This is a genomic window from Amycolatopsis sacchari, assembly GCF_900114035.1.
In the GTDB taxonomy this organism is placed as follows: Bacteria; Actinomycetota; Actinomycetes; order Mycobacteriales; family Pseudonocardiaceae; genus Amycolatopsis_E; species Amycolatopsis_E sacchari.
The window spans coordinates 39330-53964 of sequence record NZ_FORP01000016.1 but is presented as its reverse complement, the minus strand read 5'-3'; the positions used below and the strand labels follow the sequence as shown (position 1 = coordinate 53964).

Below are 14635 nucleotides of genomic sequence, written 5' to 3'. Positions count from 1 at the left end.
TGCCGGCGGGACCACCCCCTCGTCACATGTGGATGGCGGCGGTGGACTCACCCTGCTGCTCAGCCACCCCCGGCTTGAGCAGCAGCCCGCAGATCACCGCACCGGCCACGAAGATCACCGCGGACCACGTGAACGCCGTGCTGTAGCTGTGGATCGCGGCCTCGGCCGCCAGCTGCGGGGTCAGCTGCCTGCCCGCGACGAACGAGGTGACCGCACCCGACGCGATCGAGCTGAGCAGCGCGGTACCGATGGAACCACCGATCTGCTGCGCGGTGTTCACCGTCGCGGAGGCGACACCGGCGTCGTGCCGGTCCACGCCCATGGTGGCCACGTTCATCGACGGCGCCATCGACAGGCCGATGCCGACCCCGGTGACCAGCAACGGGAACAGCACGCCGCTGGCGTAGGTGCTGCTGGTGTCGATGCCGCTGAACCAGAACATGCCGCCACCGGCGATGAGCATGCCGAGCGCGACTAGCGGCCTCGGCCCGAACCGCGGCAGCAGCATCGCGGTCGCCGTGGTGGCGCTGATCATCAGCGTGCCGACCATCGGCAGGAACGCCAGTCCCGACATGATCGGCGAGAAGCCCAGGTTCTGCTGCAGGTAGTAGGTCAGGAACAGGAAGATGCCGAACATCCCGATGCCGAGCATGAACACGGCGAGGTAGGCACCGCCGCGGTTGCGGTCCAGCACGACGCGCAGCGGCAGCAGCGGGTGCGAGACCCGGGTCTGCAGCACGACGAACAGGCCCAGCAGCGCGACACCCGCGACCAGGAAGCCCCACACCGTGGCGGAGGACCAGTCGTGGGTCTCGGCGTTCGAGAAGCCGTACACCACGGCGAACAGGCCGGCGGACGCCGACAGCGTGCCCGGGATGTCGAGCTTCGGCCGGTGCTCCGACGGGCGGTGGCGCAGCAGCGTCAGCCCGCCGAAGAGCGCGATGACGGCGATGATGATGTTCACGAACATGCACCAGCGCCAGTCCAGGTACTCGGTGAGCACACCCCCGAGCAGCAGGCCGATCGCGGCACCCCCGCCGGCGATCGCCCCGAAGATGCCGAACGCCCTGCCGCGTTCCTTGACGTCGGTGAACGTCGTGGTCAGCAGCGAAAGCGCGGCCGGCGCGAGCAGCGCGCCGAACACGCCCTGCGCCGCGCGGGCGATGACGAGCATCTCGAAGTTGGCCGCGGCCCCGCCGACGACGGACGCCACCGCGAACCCGCTGAGCCCGATCAGGAGCGCGTACTTGCGGCCGAACAGGTCGGCGACGCGGCCACCGAGCAGCAGCAGGCTGCCGAACGCGAGCGCGTAGGCTGTCACCACCCACTGGCGTGCGTCGCTGGAGAAGCCGAGGTCCTGCTGGGCGCTGGGCAGCGCGATGTTCACGATGGTCGCGTCGAGCACCACCATCAGCTGCGCCAGCGCGATGACCACCAGGATCAGCCAGCGTCGGGCGTGGTGCGGGTCCTCTGTCGTGGCGCCGCCGGTTCTGTACCCGGCGACCACCGTGGACGAGTCAGTCATACTGGTCCCCTAAACAAGATGTGGAGTGGAAGCCTCCCCTTCCAGATCCACCGTACAGGAAGTGGAGGAGCTACCTCGACTTCCGGAGTAGAATGGGCAGCATGACGCGGGACACAGCGCGGACCGCAACGAAGCGGCCGCTCAGGCGCGACGCCGAACGCAACCGGCAGCGCATCATCGCCAGCGCCCGCGAGGTCTTCCGCGAGCGCGGGTTCGAGGCGACCCTCGACGAGGTCGCGGCACACGCCGGCCTCGGCGTCGGCACGGTCTACCGGCGGTTCCCCAACAAGGAACACCTGATCGACGCGATGTTCGCCGACCGGCTCGAAGGCATCGGCAGGCTGATCGCGGAGTCGATGGACAAGCCGGACGCCTGGCAGGCGCTGGTCGACTTCCTGTGGGAGGCGTGCACGCTCATCGCGGAGGACCGCGGGCTGCACGACGTGATGTTGAGCACGGCGTTCGGGCACGACAAGGTCGCCGAGGCACGCGACCGGCTCCTCCCGCTGGCCAACGAGCTGATCTGCCGGGCGAAGAAGTCCGGTCAGCTCCGCGCGGACTTCCAGCCCGAGGACCTGCCGATGCTGTTCAAGATGATCGGCGGCGTGGCGGAGTACACCCACCAGCTCGCCCCCGACCTGTGGCGCCGGTACGCGGCACTGCTGTTCGACAGCCTGCGCGCCAACCCCTGCACGCCCGCGCCGCTCCCGCTGCCCGCGCTGGACATCCTCAAGGTGCGCGACATCATGGACAACTGGTGCCGCTGAGGCCCGTCAGGGCAGCAGCGTGAAACCCTCGCCCGCCGCGGCGGCCCGCAGCGCCTTGTCCGTCGCGGCGAAGGTGCGGCAGTCCCGGTCCGCGGACGCCGCCAGCTGGGCACTCGCCAACTGCGCGGCGTCGTAACCCCGCAGGCCGTGCACCCCGGTGAGCCGGGCGGCGGTCTCCAGCACCAGGTCGGACACCGGCACGACGGCGAACCGGCCCGGCCCGTCCCACGTGCCGTAGAAGTCCGCCTCGAACTCCGCGATGAGCACAGACGTCTCCTCGACGGTCAGCTCGCCCATCCGCTGCTTGCGCCACAACGCCGCGGGCACCTCGACGCGCGCGAGCTGCGAGACCACCAGCACCGGCGACGAGCGGACGTACTCGTGCCCCGGTTCGTCCGCGTAGATCTTCACCAGCGCGGAGGAATCAGCGAAGGTCGTCACCGCGGCCCTCGGCGACGAGGTCCGACAGAGCGGCGCCGCGCCCGGCCGCGGCACGGGCTCTGGCGACCGCCGCCGGATCGGGCCGGGACCGCGGCGTGCCTCCCTCCCACAGCAGCCCGGCGCGGCGCAGCCGCTCCCGGACCCGCTCGGCCTCGTCCCCGGCCAGCTCCGGATCGGTCGCGGCGTCCAGCACCTGCGTCAGGTATTCGTTCATGCTCTTCCCCTGCTGCTTGGCGGCGAGCTGGACACGCCGCACCAGCTCCTCCTCGGCACGCCAGGTCACCTGACTCATGCCTTCATGCTAGCAGGCATGCATGCACAACGCCCGGTCATTCCTCCTCGTAGGTGAGGTTCGCCCCGGACGACGGGTCGAACAGCTGCACCTTCGTGGTGTCGAACCAGACCTCGGCCTGGCCGCCCTCGGTGATCCGCGACGCGGCGGACAGGCGCGTGACCAGCTGCGTGCCGCCGCCACCGCCGGGGACGTCGTCGGCACCGGCGTCCGCCGCCAGCTCGGCCAGCTCGGCCGCCGAGGCCAGCTCGCCCTCGACCGTGAAGTACGCGTACTTCTCCGAGCCCATCGACTCCAGCACGTCCACGTGCGCGCTGAACGTCACGCCACGCTGCCGGGCCGACTCGTCGACCAGCGAGGCGTCCTCGAAGTGCTCCGGCCGCACACCCATGATCACGTCACGCGGGGCGTTCGCCGCCTCCGCCAGCCGCCGCACCCTGTCCGGCAGCGCGAACGAGCCGAGCGGGCTCTTGAGCTGCCCGTCCGCGAGCGCGGCGGGCACGAAGTTCATCGACGGCGAGCCGATGAACCCGGCCACGAACAGGTTCGCCGGGTGCTCGTAGAGGAACTGCGGGCTCCCGATCTGCTGCACGTACCCGGCCCGCAGCACCACGACCCGGTCGCCCAGCGTCATGGCCTCCGTCTGGTCGTGCGTCACGTACAGCGTCGTCGTGCCCAGCCGGCGCTGCAGCTTCGACACCGACGTGCGCATCTGCCCGCGCAGCTTCGCGTCCAGGTTGGACAGCGGCTCGTCCATCAGGAACGCCTTGGGGCTGCGCACGATCGCGCGGCCCATCGCCACCCGCTGCCGCTGCCCGCCGGACAGGTTCGCCGGCTTGCGGTCCAGGTGCTGGGTCAGGTCCAGGATCTCCGCGGCCTCCTCGACCTTCTGGCGCACCGTCGCGTCGGGCACCTTCGCCAGCCGCAGCGGGAACGCCATGTTCTCCCGCACCGTCATGTGCGGGTACAGCGCGTAGGACTGGAACACCATCGCGATGTCGCGGTCCTTCGGCGCGCGCTCGTTCATCCGCCGGCCGTCGATGCGCAGCTCACCGGAGGAGATGTCCTCCAGCCCCGCCACCATGTTCAGCGTCGTCGACTTCCCGCACCCGGACGGGCCGACGAGGATGATGAACTCGCCGTCCGCGACCGTCAGGTCCACTTCGGACACCGCGAGCGCGCCGTCGGGATAGCGCTTGCTCACCTTGTCCAGCACGATCTCAGCCATTGCGCCTACCCCTTCACGGCACCGGAGGTCAGCCCCGCCACGATGCGGCGCTGGAAGAACAACACGAACAGGATGATGGGCACGGTGATCACCACGGCCGCAGCCGAGATCGTCCCCGTCGGGTCCTCGAACTGCGAGGCACCGGTGAAGAACGACAGCGCCGCCGGGACGGTGCGCGACGCGTTCGTCGACGTCAGCGAGATGGCGAACAGGAAGTCGTTCCAGCAGAAGATGAACACCAGGATCGCCGTCGTGAACACGCCCGGCGCGGCCAGCGGCGCGATGACCCGGCGGAACGCCTGCGCCGGGGTCGCCCCGTCCATCTTCGCCGCCTTCTCCAGCTCCCACGGGATCTCGCGGAAGAACGCCGACAGCGTGTAGATCGCCAGCGGCAGCGCGAAGGTGATGTACGGGACGATCAGGCCGAGCCAGGTGTCGAACAACCCGAGCGTCCGCTCGATGTTGAACAGCGGCGTCACCAGCGACACCTGCGGGAACATCGCGATCAGCAGCGAGACCCCCACCAGGAAGCGCTTCCCGGGGAAGTCCAGCCGCGCGATCGCGTAGGCGGCCATCGTCCCGAACACCACCGCGATCGCCGTCGCGATGAGCGCGATGCCCACCGAGTTGAGCAGCGCGCGGAGGAAGTCGTTGGTCTGGAAGATGTCGGCGTAGTTCTGCAGGGTCCACGACCGCGGGATGAACTTCCCGTCGTCGAGGGTGTCCTTCGTCTTGAACGACAGCGACAGGATCCACAGCACCGGCACCAGCGCGTAGACCACGACGACGATGTCGATGAGCGTCCACTTCAGCTTGCGGCCCGGGGTGATCGCCCCCTGCATGACCATCAGCGCTTACCTCCCGTGTCCGAGCCGGGCGCGGCGGTGCCGAACAGCTTGACGAAGATGAACGCGATCAGCGCGACCGTGATGAAGATCAGCACGGCCATCGTCGAGCCGATGCCCAGGTTCAGGCCCTTGAGCAGGTTGTTGTACGTCTGCATGGACACCGACGACGTGTCGTTGGCGCCGGACGTCAGCACGAAGATGTTGTCGAAGATGCGGAACGCGTCGAGCGTGCGGAACAGCAGCGCCACCAGGATGGCCGGCTTCATCACCGGGACCATGACCTTGATGAACCGCTGCCAGGCGTTCGCCCCGTCCATCGCGGCGGCCTTGAGCAGGTCGTCCGGCACCAGCGCCAGCCCGGCCATCAGCAGCAGCGCCATGAACGGCGTCGTCTTCCACACCTCGGCCAGCACGATGATGAACAACGACGGCAGGAACTGGGTCAGCGGAGCCGAATCCGGCGCCAGCAGGTTCGCCAGGTAGCCCGTGTCCGGCGTCCACGCGTAGTACCACGAGAACGCGGCCACCACGGTCACGATGCCGTACGGGATCAGCGAAACCGTCCGCACCAGACCGCGGCCGACGAGCGTGCGGTGCATGATCAGCGCGAGCAGCATGCCCAGCACGAGCTCGATCACGACCGACAGCACCGTGATCAGCATCGTCACGCCGAACGCGGTCCACCAGTACGAATTGGACAGCACGGCGGCGTAGTTGGCGAACCCGACGAAGGAGCGCTGTGCCGGGAAGCGGAGGTCGTAGCGCTGGAGCGACAACCAGATCGAGTAGCCGATCGGGTAGGCGGTCACCAGCACCATCACGATCGCCGCGGGGGCGCACAACAACAGCCCCAGCCGCCGCTCCGCCTTCTTGCCCTCGCTGAGCACCGGCTTGCCCTTCTTCCCGGTCTCCGCACCGGTCCTGACGGGCTCTGTCACAGCGGAACTCACGGGATCACCCCTTTCGACTGCAGAGCATCGGAAAGCTGGCTGCGCAGCTCGTCGGCGGTCCGTTGTGGATCGATGGCGGACGGCGGCGACAGCACCTTCGAGATCACCGTGGACAGGCTCTGGTACGCCGGGGTCAGCGGGCGCACCGCCGCGTTCTTCACCGCGGTCAGGATCGACTCGCTCATCGGGTAGGTGGTCTGCATGCTCGGGTTGTTCTTCGCGTCGACCGGCTTGCTCGGGTCGAGCGGCGTGGTGTCGCTGTAGAGCGACTCCAGCGTCGGCGGCACGCCGTCCTTGAGCGCGGAGAACTTCTGGTTGTCCTTGTTGCGCAGGCAAAGCGCGGCTTCGAACGCCTCCGGCTTGTGCTTCGAGTACGGGCTGACCGCGAGGTCGTAACCGCCGATCGTGGTCTTCGCCGGCTGGCCGGGCGACACCGCCGGGTACGTCGACCACTTGAAGTGCGCCAGGTTCTGCGGGTCCTCCTTGGCGAAGGAGGCGTAGACGAACGGCCAGTTCAGCTCGAAGGCGCCGTTGCCGCGCTGGAAGGCCTGGCGGACGTCGTCCTCCTTCTGGTTCGTCAGCGACGGGTCGGTGATGCCCGTGGACGTGACCTGCTTGAGGATCTCCAGCGCCTTGACCGCGCCCGCGTCCATCACGACGGACTTGCCGTCGTCGGAGAGGATGTGGCCGCCCGCGGACTCGACGAGCGTGTTGTAGATGACGACGAGGCCCTCGTACTGGGCGCCGGTGAACAGGACGTTGCCGGGCTTGCCCTGTGACTTGAGCTGCCGCGCCTGCGCCATCATCTGGTCCCACGTCTGGGGCGGCTGCGGCGTGATCCGGTCGTCGTACCACAGCAGCTGGACGTTGGTGTTCTTCGTCGCCGCGTACAGTTTTCCGTTCCACGTGGCGGTTTCCAGCGGTCCGGGTAGGACACCGGCGGTGGCCGCCGCCTTGTTCTCCCCCGTCCACTCCTCGGCCCAGCCCGCCTCGGCGAACTCCGGCACCCACGTCACGTCCAGGCCCAGGATGTCGAGCCCGGTGTCCCCGGCGGCGAGCCTGCGCACCATCTGCTGGCGCTGGTCGTCCGCGCCACGCGGGAGCTTGTTGTAGACGATGTGGTAGCGGCCCGCGGCCTGCGCGTTGCAGTTGTCCACCACGCTCTGGAAGGTGTCCTCCGGCGCGTAGTACAGGTTGATCGTGGTGCCCTGCTCGGAACCGCACGCGGTCAGCACGCCGGCGGCGAGCACCCCGGCGCCCAGCGCCGCGATCCGCCTCCTGCCCTTCCCCATCAGGCCTCCTTACCCGACGCGCACGCCGGCGGGAGACCGCACCCGCACTACGACGTGCCTGTGGATCGGTGGGGACTCAACCTATGCCGGGAGATGATCAGCCGCAAGCAACTTGAGCAATGCTTTAGCTCGTTGACCCGGATGGACGCATGGCGAGCTTCGCGAGGAGGTCGCGGCCCCGCTCGGCGTTGCGCGGCTGGCACAGCACGTCGTACCGCCCGGCGACGAGCTGGCTGGCGGAGGAGAAGTCGCGGCGGCCCCGGGTGGAGGCGTAGGAGATGGCCGCGAACACCACGCCGAAGAACATGCCGGAGATCAGGCCGACGAGGATCGGCTGGTAGTGGATGCCGGGGCCGCCGCCGCTGAACAGGCCCAGCAGGATGCCCACGAAGAGGCCGAACCAGGCGCCCGACACCGCGCCGGTGCCCAGCACCTTGCCCCACGACAGCCTGCCGATGACGCGCTCGACGAGCATCAGGTCGACGCCGACGATCGTCACGTCCTCGACGGCGAAGTCGTTGTCCGCGAGGTGCTCGACCGCGCGCTGCGCCTCTTCGTAGGTGGCGTAGGAGCCGATGGGCCAGCCGCTGGGCGGGGTCGGCATCCGGGGCAGTCCCTGTGCGGGGCGGCCGGACGGGTTGAACGGGCCGGTCACGGTCATCACCTGTGCTGTCGTCGCGGACGGGCTTCCAATCCTGCCAAGGCCCAGGAAACCACGCGAACCCGGCACCGGGTGAGCCGTTCGCGCGATTTTTACCCCGGCTGGTCGTCCTCCGGGAGGCGCGGCACGGGCGCGGCCTGCCCGTTCGGCGGTTCCGGGGCCGGCTTGCGCCCGGTTTCGGCGGTGCGGTTGAACTGGTCGACGAAGCGGAGCAGCTCCACGGGGAAGGGCAGCACGAGCGTCGAGTTCTTCTCCGCCGACACCTGCACCACGGTCTCCAGCAGCCGCAGCTGCAGCGCGGACGGGGTGTCCGACATCGCGGCGGCGGCCTGCGCCAGCTTCGTCGAGGCCTGCAGCTCGCCGTCGGCGGAGATGACGCGCGCCCGGCGTTCCCGCTCGGCCTCGGCCTGCCGCGACATCGAGCGCTTCATCGACTCGGGCAGGGCGACGTCCTTGATCTCGACCCGGTCGATGTGCACGCCCCAGTCCAGTGCCGGGCTGTCGATCATCAGCTCCAGGCCCTGGTTGAGCCGCTCCCGGTTCGACAGCAGGTCGTCGAGGTCGCTCTTGCCGATGATCGAGCGCAGCGACGTCTGCGCGACCTGCCCGACGGCGAAGCGGTAGTCCTGCACGTTCACCGCCGCGACGATCGGGTCGATGACCTTGAAGTACACGACCGCGTCGACCCGGACCGTGACGTTGTCCCGCGTGATGCCCTCCTGCGCGGGCACCGGCAGGGTCACGATCTGCATGTTCACCTTCTGCATCCGGTCGGCGATCGGCAGCAGCATCGCCAGGCCCGGCTCCCGCACCTGCGGCCGCACCCGGCCGAAGCGGAAGACCAGCCCGCGTTCGTACTGCTTGACGACCCGGACGCTCGCACCGAACCAGGCGATGCCGGCGACGGCTATCGCGGAGACGAGTTCCACCAGCATGGCAGCTCCCCGGGAAGCGGACCCTTCCTCCGATGTTACCTCCATCACAGCCCGTTGGACCCCGCGTTCTGGGAGCTGTTCCGGGCCCACCGGGGAGGCACCGCGGCAGGCGCGTGGGCCGGTGGCGGCCGCCGCACTGTCCACACGGCATGGTCGGGCACGAGGACGTGCCGGATACCGTGCCACACCAACGGAATCCCGGGTCCACTTTGGACCATTTCGGTGCGTCTGCCCTCCTCCACGTGATCCGCCCGGATCGCGAGGTGGGCGGCGGGTTCCGACTCCCGCTAGCCTGGGCGCGTGTCCCCCGTGAACAGGGTTTTCGCCGCTCAGCTGGCCGGTCTGCCCGTGTTCGGGCCGGACGGCGAGTCCATCGGGAAGGTCAGGGACCTCGTCGTCGGGCTGCGGCTGGACCAGCAGCCGCCGCGGGTGCTCGGGCTCGTCGTCGAGCTGTCCACCCGCCGCCGCGTGTTCGTGCCGATGCTGCGGGTCACCTCGATCGACCCGAACGCCGTCACGCTCGCCACCGGCTCGGTCAACATGCGCCGCTTCCACCAGCGCCCCAACGAGGTCCTCGTCCTCGGGCAGCTCACCGACGCCCACGCGCACCTGCGTGAGAACGGCACCCGCGTCACCGTCGTCGACGCCGCGATGGAGCCCGTCCGCACGCGCGACTGGGTGCTGGTCAAGCTCGCCGTCCGCGAGCGCACCGGCCGGCTCGGGCTCGGCCGCCGGCGCTCGTCGCTGCAGGTCGTGGCGTGGGGTGACGTCGCCGGGCTCGGCCTCACCGACCTCGCCGGGCAACCGCAGGGCGCCGGGCAGCTGCTGATGCTGTTCGACACGATGCGTGCCGTCGACATCGCCGCGACCGTGCGGGACCTGCCGACGAAACGCAGGCACGAGGTCGCCGACTCGATGGACGACGAGCGGCTCGCCGACGTGCTGGAGGAGCTGCCCGAGGAGGACCAGAAGGAGCTGCTGCAGCACCTGTCGGAGGAACGCGCCGCCGACATCCTCGAAGCGATGAACCCCGACGACGCCGCCGACCTGCTCGCCGAACTCGCCCCCGCCGACCAGAGCCGCCTGCTGGAACTGATGGAGCCGGAGGAGTCGGAACCGGTCCGACGCCTGCTCGCCTACTCCTCCGACACCGCGGGCGGGCTCATGACGCCCGAGCCCGTCGTCCTCACCCCGGACACCACGGTCGCGGAGGCACTCGCCCACATCCGCAACGCCGACCTGCCCGCCGCGCTCGCCACGATGGTCTTCGTGTGCCGCCCGCCGACGGCCACCCCGACCGGGCGGTACGTGGGCGTCGTGCACTTCCAGCGGCTGCTGCGGGAACCGCCGGCGGAGATCGTCGCGAGCGCGGTCGACACCGACCTGCCCGCGCTGCGGCCCAGCGCGCCGCTCGCGGAGGTGACCCGCTACTTCGCGGCGTACAACCTGGCCTGCGGGCCGGTCGTCGACGAGCAGGACCACCTGCTGGGGGCCGTCACCGTCGACGACGTGCTCGACCACCTGCTGCCCGAGGGCTGGCGCGAGACCGGGCTGCACGACGTCACCAACAAGGAGGAGGTGGAGCGTGCCTGAACTGCTCCCGAGGCGGCGGCTGGACCAGCCGCGCGCGGCCCGCCGGGTCATCTCGATCGACCCGGACGCGTTCGGCCGGATTTCCGAGCGGCTGGCCCGGTTCCTGGGCACCGGTAAGTACCTGTTCTGGCAGACCCTCATCGTCGTGGTGTGGATCGGCGTCAACCTGGGCGCGGCCGCGCTGCGCTGGGACCCGTACCCGTTCATCCTGCTCAACCTGGCGTTCTCCACGCAGGCGGCGTACGCGGCGCCGTTGATCCTGCTCGCGCAGAACCGGCAGGACGACCGTGACCGCGTGTCGCTGGAGGAGGACCGCAACCGGGCAGCGCAGACGAAGGCCGACACGGAGTACCTGGCACGCGAACTGGCGGCGCTGCGGCTGGCCATCGGCGAGGTCGCCACGCGCGACTACCTGCGCGGCGAGCTCGACAAGCTCCGCGAGGACCTGAACACCAAGCCGCGCAAAACCAAAGGCAGCCGTTCGGAACCCATTACCCGTCCGTAGCATGGGGGTATGACCAGCACGCAGCAGAGCCCCAGCGTCGAGGACGTCCGCGCCGCGCTGAAGGACGTCTACGACCCGGAGATCAAGAAGCCGATCACCGATCTGGGCATGGTCAAGGACGTCGTCGTCGGGGACGACGGGGTCGTCACGGTCTCGGTGTACCTGACGGTCGCGGGCTGTCCGCTGAAGGACACGATCACCCGCGACACGACGAAGGCCGTCGGCAAGCTCGACGGGGTGCGGGACGTGCGGGTCGAACTCGACGTCATGAGCGACGAGCAGCGGACCGAGCTGCGGAAGTCCCTGCGGGGCGACGCGGCGGAGCCGGTGATCCCGTTCGCGCAGCCGGGCTCGCTGACGCGGGTGTACTGCGTCGCGTCCGGCAAGGGCGGGGTGGGCAAGTCGAGCGTGACGGTGAACCTCGCGGTCGCGATGGCGGAGCGCGGCCTGTCGGTCGGCGTGGTCGACGCGGACATCTACGGCCATTCGGTGCCGCGCATGCTGGGCGCGACCGAGAAGCCGACCAAGGTCGACACGATGATCATGCCGCCGCAGGCGCACGGCGTGAAGGTCATCTCGATCGGCATGTTCACCCCCGGCAACACCCCGGTGGTCTGGCGCGGGCCGATGCTGCACCGCGCGCTGCAGCAGTTCCTGGCGGACGTGTTCTGGGGTGACCTGGACGTCCTGCTGCTGGACCTGCCGCCCGGCACGGGTGACATCGCGATCTCGGTCGCGCAGCTGATCCCGAACGCCGAAATCCTCGTGGTGACGACCCCGCAGCAGGCGGCGGCCGAGGTCGCCGAACGCGCCGGCGCGATCGCGATGCAGACCCGGCAGCGCCTGGCGGGCGTCATCGAGAACATGTCGTGGCTCGAAACCCCGGACGGCACCCGCATGGAGATCTTCGGCTCCGGCGGCGGCCAGACGGTCGCGGACTCCCTCTCCAAGTCGACGGGCGCCAAGGTCCCGCTGCTGGGCCAGGTCCCGCTCGACCCCCGCCTCCGCGAACAGGGCGATGCGGGCACCCCCATCGTCCTGGCCGAGCCGGAAGCCCCGGCCGCCCAGGTCCTCAAGGACGTCGCGAAGCAACTCTCCGTCAGGGCACGCGGCCTGGCAGGCATGATGCTGAACGTGACACCAAAAGGCCGGTAGTTAGCCGCCAGATTGCCGAGGCCGCCCGCCAGGGCGGCCAATGGCGCCACCCGCCCACCTGTATGCCGGGGCCGCGCCAGCGGCCAATGGCGCCACCCGCCCACCTGCATGCCGGGGCCGCGCCAGCGGCCAATGGCGCCACCCGCCCACCTGCATGCCGAGGCCGCGCCAGCGGCCAATGGCGCCACCCGCCCACCTGCATGCCGAGGCCGCGCCAGCGGCCAACGGCAACGCCGTTAGGCCCCCCGGGCCCTTCGTCCCCAGCCCGCTTTGCGCCCGGGCGGCCGAGTCAAGGGTGAGGCGAAGCCATCGCGCAGCGACGCCGAAGGCGCCCTTTACTCGGCCGCCCGGGCGTAAGACGATCGGGCACGAAGGGCGGTAAACCGGCAGCCCGCACGGCGACCGGCACCGCCCACCAACCCGTCAAACATCCCTAAACGAAACCAAAGATCAAGTAGCATCCGGATCCACCGGAGGCTTCTCCCCCGGCTTCAACGACTCCTCGGCCTTACCCGAAACCGCCGGATACCCGTTCGGCTTCGTGCTCCCGCCGCTCATCCCGTTCAACCCCAGCGGATCGGGGTCGCCGTCGAAGAGGTGGTTCGTGATCGCGCGGCGCGGGTCGAAGTTGCGCAGCTGCCGCAGGTCCTCCAGCGGCTTGCGGAACTCCTCGAACTCGGGGCCCATCTCGTCCCGCAGCTGCTGCCGCGCGCCGGTGGCGAACTCGCGCACCTTCCGCACACCCTTCGCCAGCCACGAGGCCGCCTCCGGCAGCCGTTCGGGGCCCAGGATGAACAGCCCGGCCACGATGAGCACGAGAATCTCGCCCCAGCCCACACTTTCGAACATCAGCGAACCTCCTCGTGACCCTTGCGGGCTCAGCGTACCCCGCTAATCGGAACCCAGGGTTACGTCGACGACAAGAGGTCTCCCCTGCCGGACCACCTGAACGGGGACGACCTCGCCCGCGTTGTGCGCACGCACGGCGACCGTGAGTTCGGCGGCATTGCGCACGAGCCGGTCGCCGACCTTCGTGATCACGTCGCCCTCGGCGATACCGGCCCGCGCGGCGGGCCCGCCGTCCGCGACGTTGAGCACCTGCGCGCCCTCCGACGTGTCCGCCGAGACCGAGGCCGCGTTGACGCCGATGTCGGCGTGCTTGACCTGACCGTTGCTGATGAGCACCTTCGCGATCTTCATCGCGTCGTCGGCGGGGATGGCGAACCCGATGCCGATGCTGCCGCCCTGCCCGGCCTCGCCGCTGTCGGTGCGGATCGACGAGTTGATGCCGACCAGCGCGCCCGTGGAGTCGACGAGCGCCCCGCCGGAGTTGCCGCGGTTGATGGGCGCGTCGGTCTGGATGGCGTCGTAGGTGACCGGCGGTTCGCCGTTCTCGCCCTGCGCCGTGATGGGCCGGTGCAGCGCGCTGACGATGCCCGCGGTCACGGTGTTCTGCAGGCCGAGCGGGGAGCCGACGGCGATCACGGAGTCACCCGGCTCCAGGTCGGCCGACTTGCCGATCTGGATCACCACGGGGTTGCGCACCGCCACCTTGATCACCGCGAGGTCGGTCTTCGGGTCGGTGCCCACGACCTTGGCCTCGGTGCGGGTGCCGTCGGTGAACACGGCGGTGATCTTGGCCTGCGGGTCGCTGGTGGCCAGCGAGATGACGTGGTTGTTGGTGATGGCGTAGCCCTGCGGGTCGATCATCACGCCCGAGCCGACGCTGCCCGTGTCCCCCGACTTGACCTCGATGGAGATCACCGCGGGCGACACGCGGGCCGCGATGTCGGCGATGGACCCGGGCGCCCGCTCCTTGCCCGCCTCCGCCTCGGAGATCGTGGCGGTGCCGGTGAGGGAGTTGCCGGTGCGCGCGATGCCCCAGCCGACGACGCCGCCCACCGCGCCGATCAGCAGGCAGATGACGCCGAGCAGGCCCAGCGCGACGGGCTTGACCCGGCGGCCGAACAGCACCTCGGGCAGGGAGAGCAGCGCACCCCGCGGCCGTTCCTCACCGTTCTTCTCGTCCTCGGCTTCCAGCGCCGGGCCGCCGAGCACGGCGGGGGCACCGGGATCGCGCCACGGGTCCGCCTTCTCGGCCCACAGCGGCGGCTCGGCCCCCTCGTTCGGGCTGCCCGTCCCGGTCGCCGGTCGCTGCAGCAGCACGTCCTCGGCACCGGGCGGCCGTCCGAACGCCTCGGCGAGCGACTCGGGCGCGGGCGGTTTGGTGATGATCGGCGCGGAGCTGCGCCCGTTCGGCACGTAGAGCTTGTCGAAAGCGCCGTCCACCCCCCGCGGCCTGCCGAACGCGGCGGCCTGCTCGGGGTCGACCGGGGGACGGTCCAGGGGTTTCGGGGCGAGCCTGGACTCGCCGGGGTTCTCCTCTGGCATGGTGGGCTGACTCATCGTTCCCCGGGGCTGGACGGACTTCGCGGGCTCGGCG

The 14635-nt window shown here is 70.0% G+C and carries 15 protein-coding genes; 4 read left to right on the top strand and 11 right to left on the bottom strand.

Annotation, left to right across the window (positions count from 1 at the left end; genetic code table 11):
* Positions 1-22: 22 nt before the first annotated feature.
* Positions 23-1525 (bottom strand): MFS transporter, encoded by a 1503-nt coding sequence (locus BMZ92_RS24275; RefSeq protein ID WP_091511808.1) that lies wholly within the window; start codon positions 1523-1525, stop codon positions 23-25.
* Between the two features lie 101 nt (positions 1526-1626).
* Here BMZ92_RS24275 and BMZ92_RS24270 point away from each other — a divergent pair, with 101 nt between their 5' ends.
* Positions 1627-2292, top strand: a complete 666-nt coding sequence (locus tag BMZ92_RS24270) for a TetR/AcrR family transcriptional regulator (protein ID WP_342743518.1) — start codon at positions 1627-1629, stop codon at positions 2290-2292.
* Positions 2293-2298: 6 nt separating this feature from the next.
* Here BMZ92_RS24270 and BMZ92_RS24265 read toward each other — a convergent pair whose 3' ends face one another.
* From BMZ92_RS24265 to BMZ92_RS24230, 8 genes are all read right to left on the bottom strand, one after another.
* Positions 2299-2733, bottom strand: a complete 435-nt coding sequence (locus BMZ92_RS24265; protein ID WP_091511803.1) for a type II toxin-antitoxin system VapC family toxin — start codon at positions 2731-2733, stop codon at positions 2299-2301.
* On the bottom strand, positions 2717-3025 hold the full coding sequence (locus tag BMZ92_RS24260; protein WP_091511801.1) for a toxin-antitoxin system HicB family antitoxin: 309 nt from the start codon (positions 3023-3025) through the stop codon (positions 2717-2719). Before BMZ92_RS24260 ends, BMZ92_RS24265 begins: the two co-directional genes overlap by 17 nt.
* A gap of 37 nt (positions 3026-3062) precedes the next feature.
* A complete protein-coding gene (locus BMZ92_RS24255; RefSeq protein WP_091511799.1) occupies positions 3063-4253 on the bottom strand; it encodes an ABC transporter ATP-binding protein in 1191 nt (396 codons plus the stop codon).
* A gap of 5 nt (positions 4254-4258) precedes the next feature.
* On the bottom strand, positions 4259-5101 hold the full coding sequence (locus tag BMZ92_RS24250; protein WP_091511797.1) for a carbohydrate ABC transporter permease: 843 nt from the start codon (positions 5099-5101) through the stop codon (positions 4259-4261).
* Complete coding sequence (locus BMZ92_RS24245) at positions 5101-6051, bottom strand: ABC transporter permease subunit (RefSeq protein ID WP_091511794.1); 951 nt, start codon at positions 6049-6051, stop codon at positions 5101-5103. Before BMZ92_RS24245 ends, BMZ92_RS24250 begins: the two co-directional genes overlap by 1 nt.
* A complete protein-coding gene (locus tag BMZ92_RS24240) occupies positions 6048-7343 on the bottom strand; it encodes an ABC transporter substrate-binding protein (protein ID WP_091511792.1) in 1296 nt (431 codons plus the stop codon). Before BMZ92_RS24240 ends, BMZ92_RS24245 begins: the two co-directional genes overlap by 4 nt.
* A gap of 124 nt (positions 7344-7467) precedes the next feature.
* The gene (locus BMZ92_RS24235) at positions 7468-8004 is read right to left on the bottom strand and encodes a YflT domain-containing protein (RefSeq protein WP_091511789.1); all 537 of its coding nucleotides are present in this window, start codon (positions 8002-8004) and stop codon (positions 7468-7470) included.
* A gap of 92 nt (positions 8005-8096) precedes the next feature.
* Entirely contained in the window at positions 8097-8939 is an 843-nt protein-coding gene (locus BMZ92_RS24230) for a slipin family protein (protein WP_091511787.1), read from the bottom strand.
* Between the two features lie 300 nt (positions 8940-9239).
* On the opposite strand from BMZ92_RS24230, the gene BMZ92_RS24225 reads away from it, so the two are divergent.
* Genes BMZ92_RS24225 through BMZ92_RS24215 form a run of 3 tightly spaced genes read left to right on the top strand, consistent with a single transcriptional unit; the run spans position 9240 to position 12192 of the window.
* On the top strand, positions 9240-10532 hold the full coding sequence (locus BMZ92_RS24225) for a magnesium transporter MgtE N-terminal domain-containing protein (protein WP_091511785.1): 1293 nt from the start codon (positions 9240-9242) through the stop codon (positions 10530-10532).
* Complete coding sequence (locus BMZ92_RS24220) at positions 10525-11037, top strand: DUF1003 domain-containing protein (protein WP_091511783.1); 513 nt, start codon at positions 10525-10527, stop codon at positions 11035-11037. The genes BMZ92_RS24225 and BMZ92_RS24220 overlap by 8 nt, the downstream gene beginning before the upstream one ends.
* A 9-nt stretch (positions 11038-11046) precedes the next feature.
* A complete protein-coding gene (locus BMZ92_RS24215) occupies positions 11047-12192 on the top strand; it encodes an Mrp/NBP35 family ATP-binding protein (protein WP_091511781.1) in 1146 nt (381 codons plus the stop codon).
* Positions 12193-12642: 450 nt separating this feature from the next.
* Here the strand turns inward: BMZ92_RS24215 and tatB are convergent, their stop codons facing one another.
* Together tatB and BMZ92_RS24205 are read right to left on the bottom strand one after the other, a co-directional pair.
* Entirely contained in the window at positions 12643-13041 is a 399-nt protein-coding gene (tatB, locus tag BMZ92_RS24210; protein WP_091511779.1) for a Sec-independent protein translocase protein TatB, read from the bottom strand.
* A 42-nt stretch (positions 13042-13083) separates the two neighbouring features.
* Entirely contained in the window at positions 13084-14598 is a 1515-nt protein-coding gene (locus BMZ92_RS24205; RefSeq protein WP_091511777.1) for a S1C family serine protease, read from the bottom strand.
* Positions 14599-14635 lie beyond the last annotated feature (37 nt).

What these genes read in the sequence shown, in the direction of transcription:
- BMZ92_RS24275 (WP_091511808.1), bottom strand. Translation starts at nt 1,525, where the DNA reads ATGACTGACTCGTCCACGGTGGTCGCCGGGTACAGAACCGGCGGCGCC.
- BMZ92_RS24270 (WP_342743518.1), top strand. Translation starts at nt 1,627, where the DNA reads ATGACGCGGGACACAGCGCGGACCGCAACGAAGCGGCCGCTCAGGCGC.
- BMZ92_RS24260 (WP_091511801.1), bottom strand. Translation starts at nt 3,025, where the DNA reads ATGAGTCAGGTGACCTGGCGTGCCGAGGAGGAGCTGGTGCGGCGTGTC.
- BMZ92_RS24255 (WP_091511799.1), bottom strand. Translation starts at nt 4,253, where the DNA reads ATGGCTGAGATCGTGCTGGACAAGGTGAGCAAGCGCTATCCCGACGGC.
- BMZ92_RS24250 (WP_091511797.1), bottom strand. Translation starts at nt 5,101, where the DNA reads ATGGTCATGCAGGGGGCGATCACCCCGGGCCGCAAGCTGAAGTGGACG.
- BMZ92_RS24240 (WP_091511792.1), bottom strand. Translation starts at nt 7,343, where the DNA reads ATGGGGAAGGGCAGGAGGCGGATCGCGGCGCTGGGCGCCGGGGTGCTC.
- BMZ92_RS24235 (WP_091511789.1), bottom strand. Translation starts at nt 8,004, where the DNA reads ATGACCGTGACCGGCCCGTTCAACCCGTCCGGCCGCCCCGCACAGGGA.
- BMZ92_RS24230 (WP_091511787.1), bottom strand. Translation starts at nt 8,939, where the DNA reads ATGCTGGTGGAACTCGTCTCCGCGATAGCCGTCGCCGGCATCGCCTGG.
- BMZ92_RS24215 (WP_091511781.1), top strand. Translation starts at nt 11,047, where the DNA reads ATGACCAGCACGCAGCAGAGCCCCAGCGTCGAGGACGTCCGCGCCGCG.
- tatB (WP_091511779.1), bottom strand. Translation starts at nt 13,041, where the DNA reads ATGTTCGAAAGTGTGGGCTGGGGCGAGATTCTCGTGCTCATCGTGGCC.
- BMZ92_RS24205 (WP_091511777.1), bottom strand. Translation starts at nt 14,598, where the DNA reads ATGAGTCAGCCCACCATGCCAGAGGAGAACCCCGGCGAGTCCAGGCTC.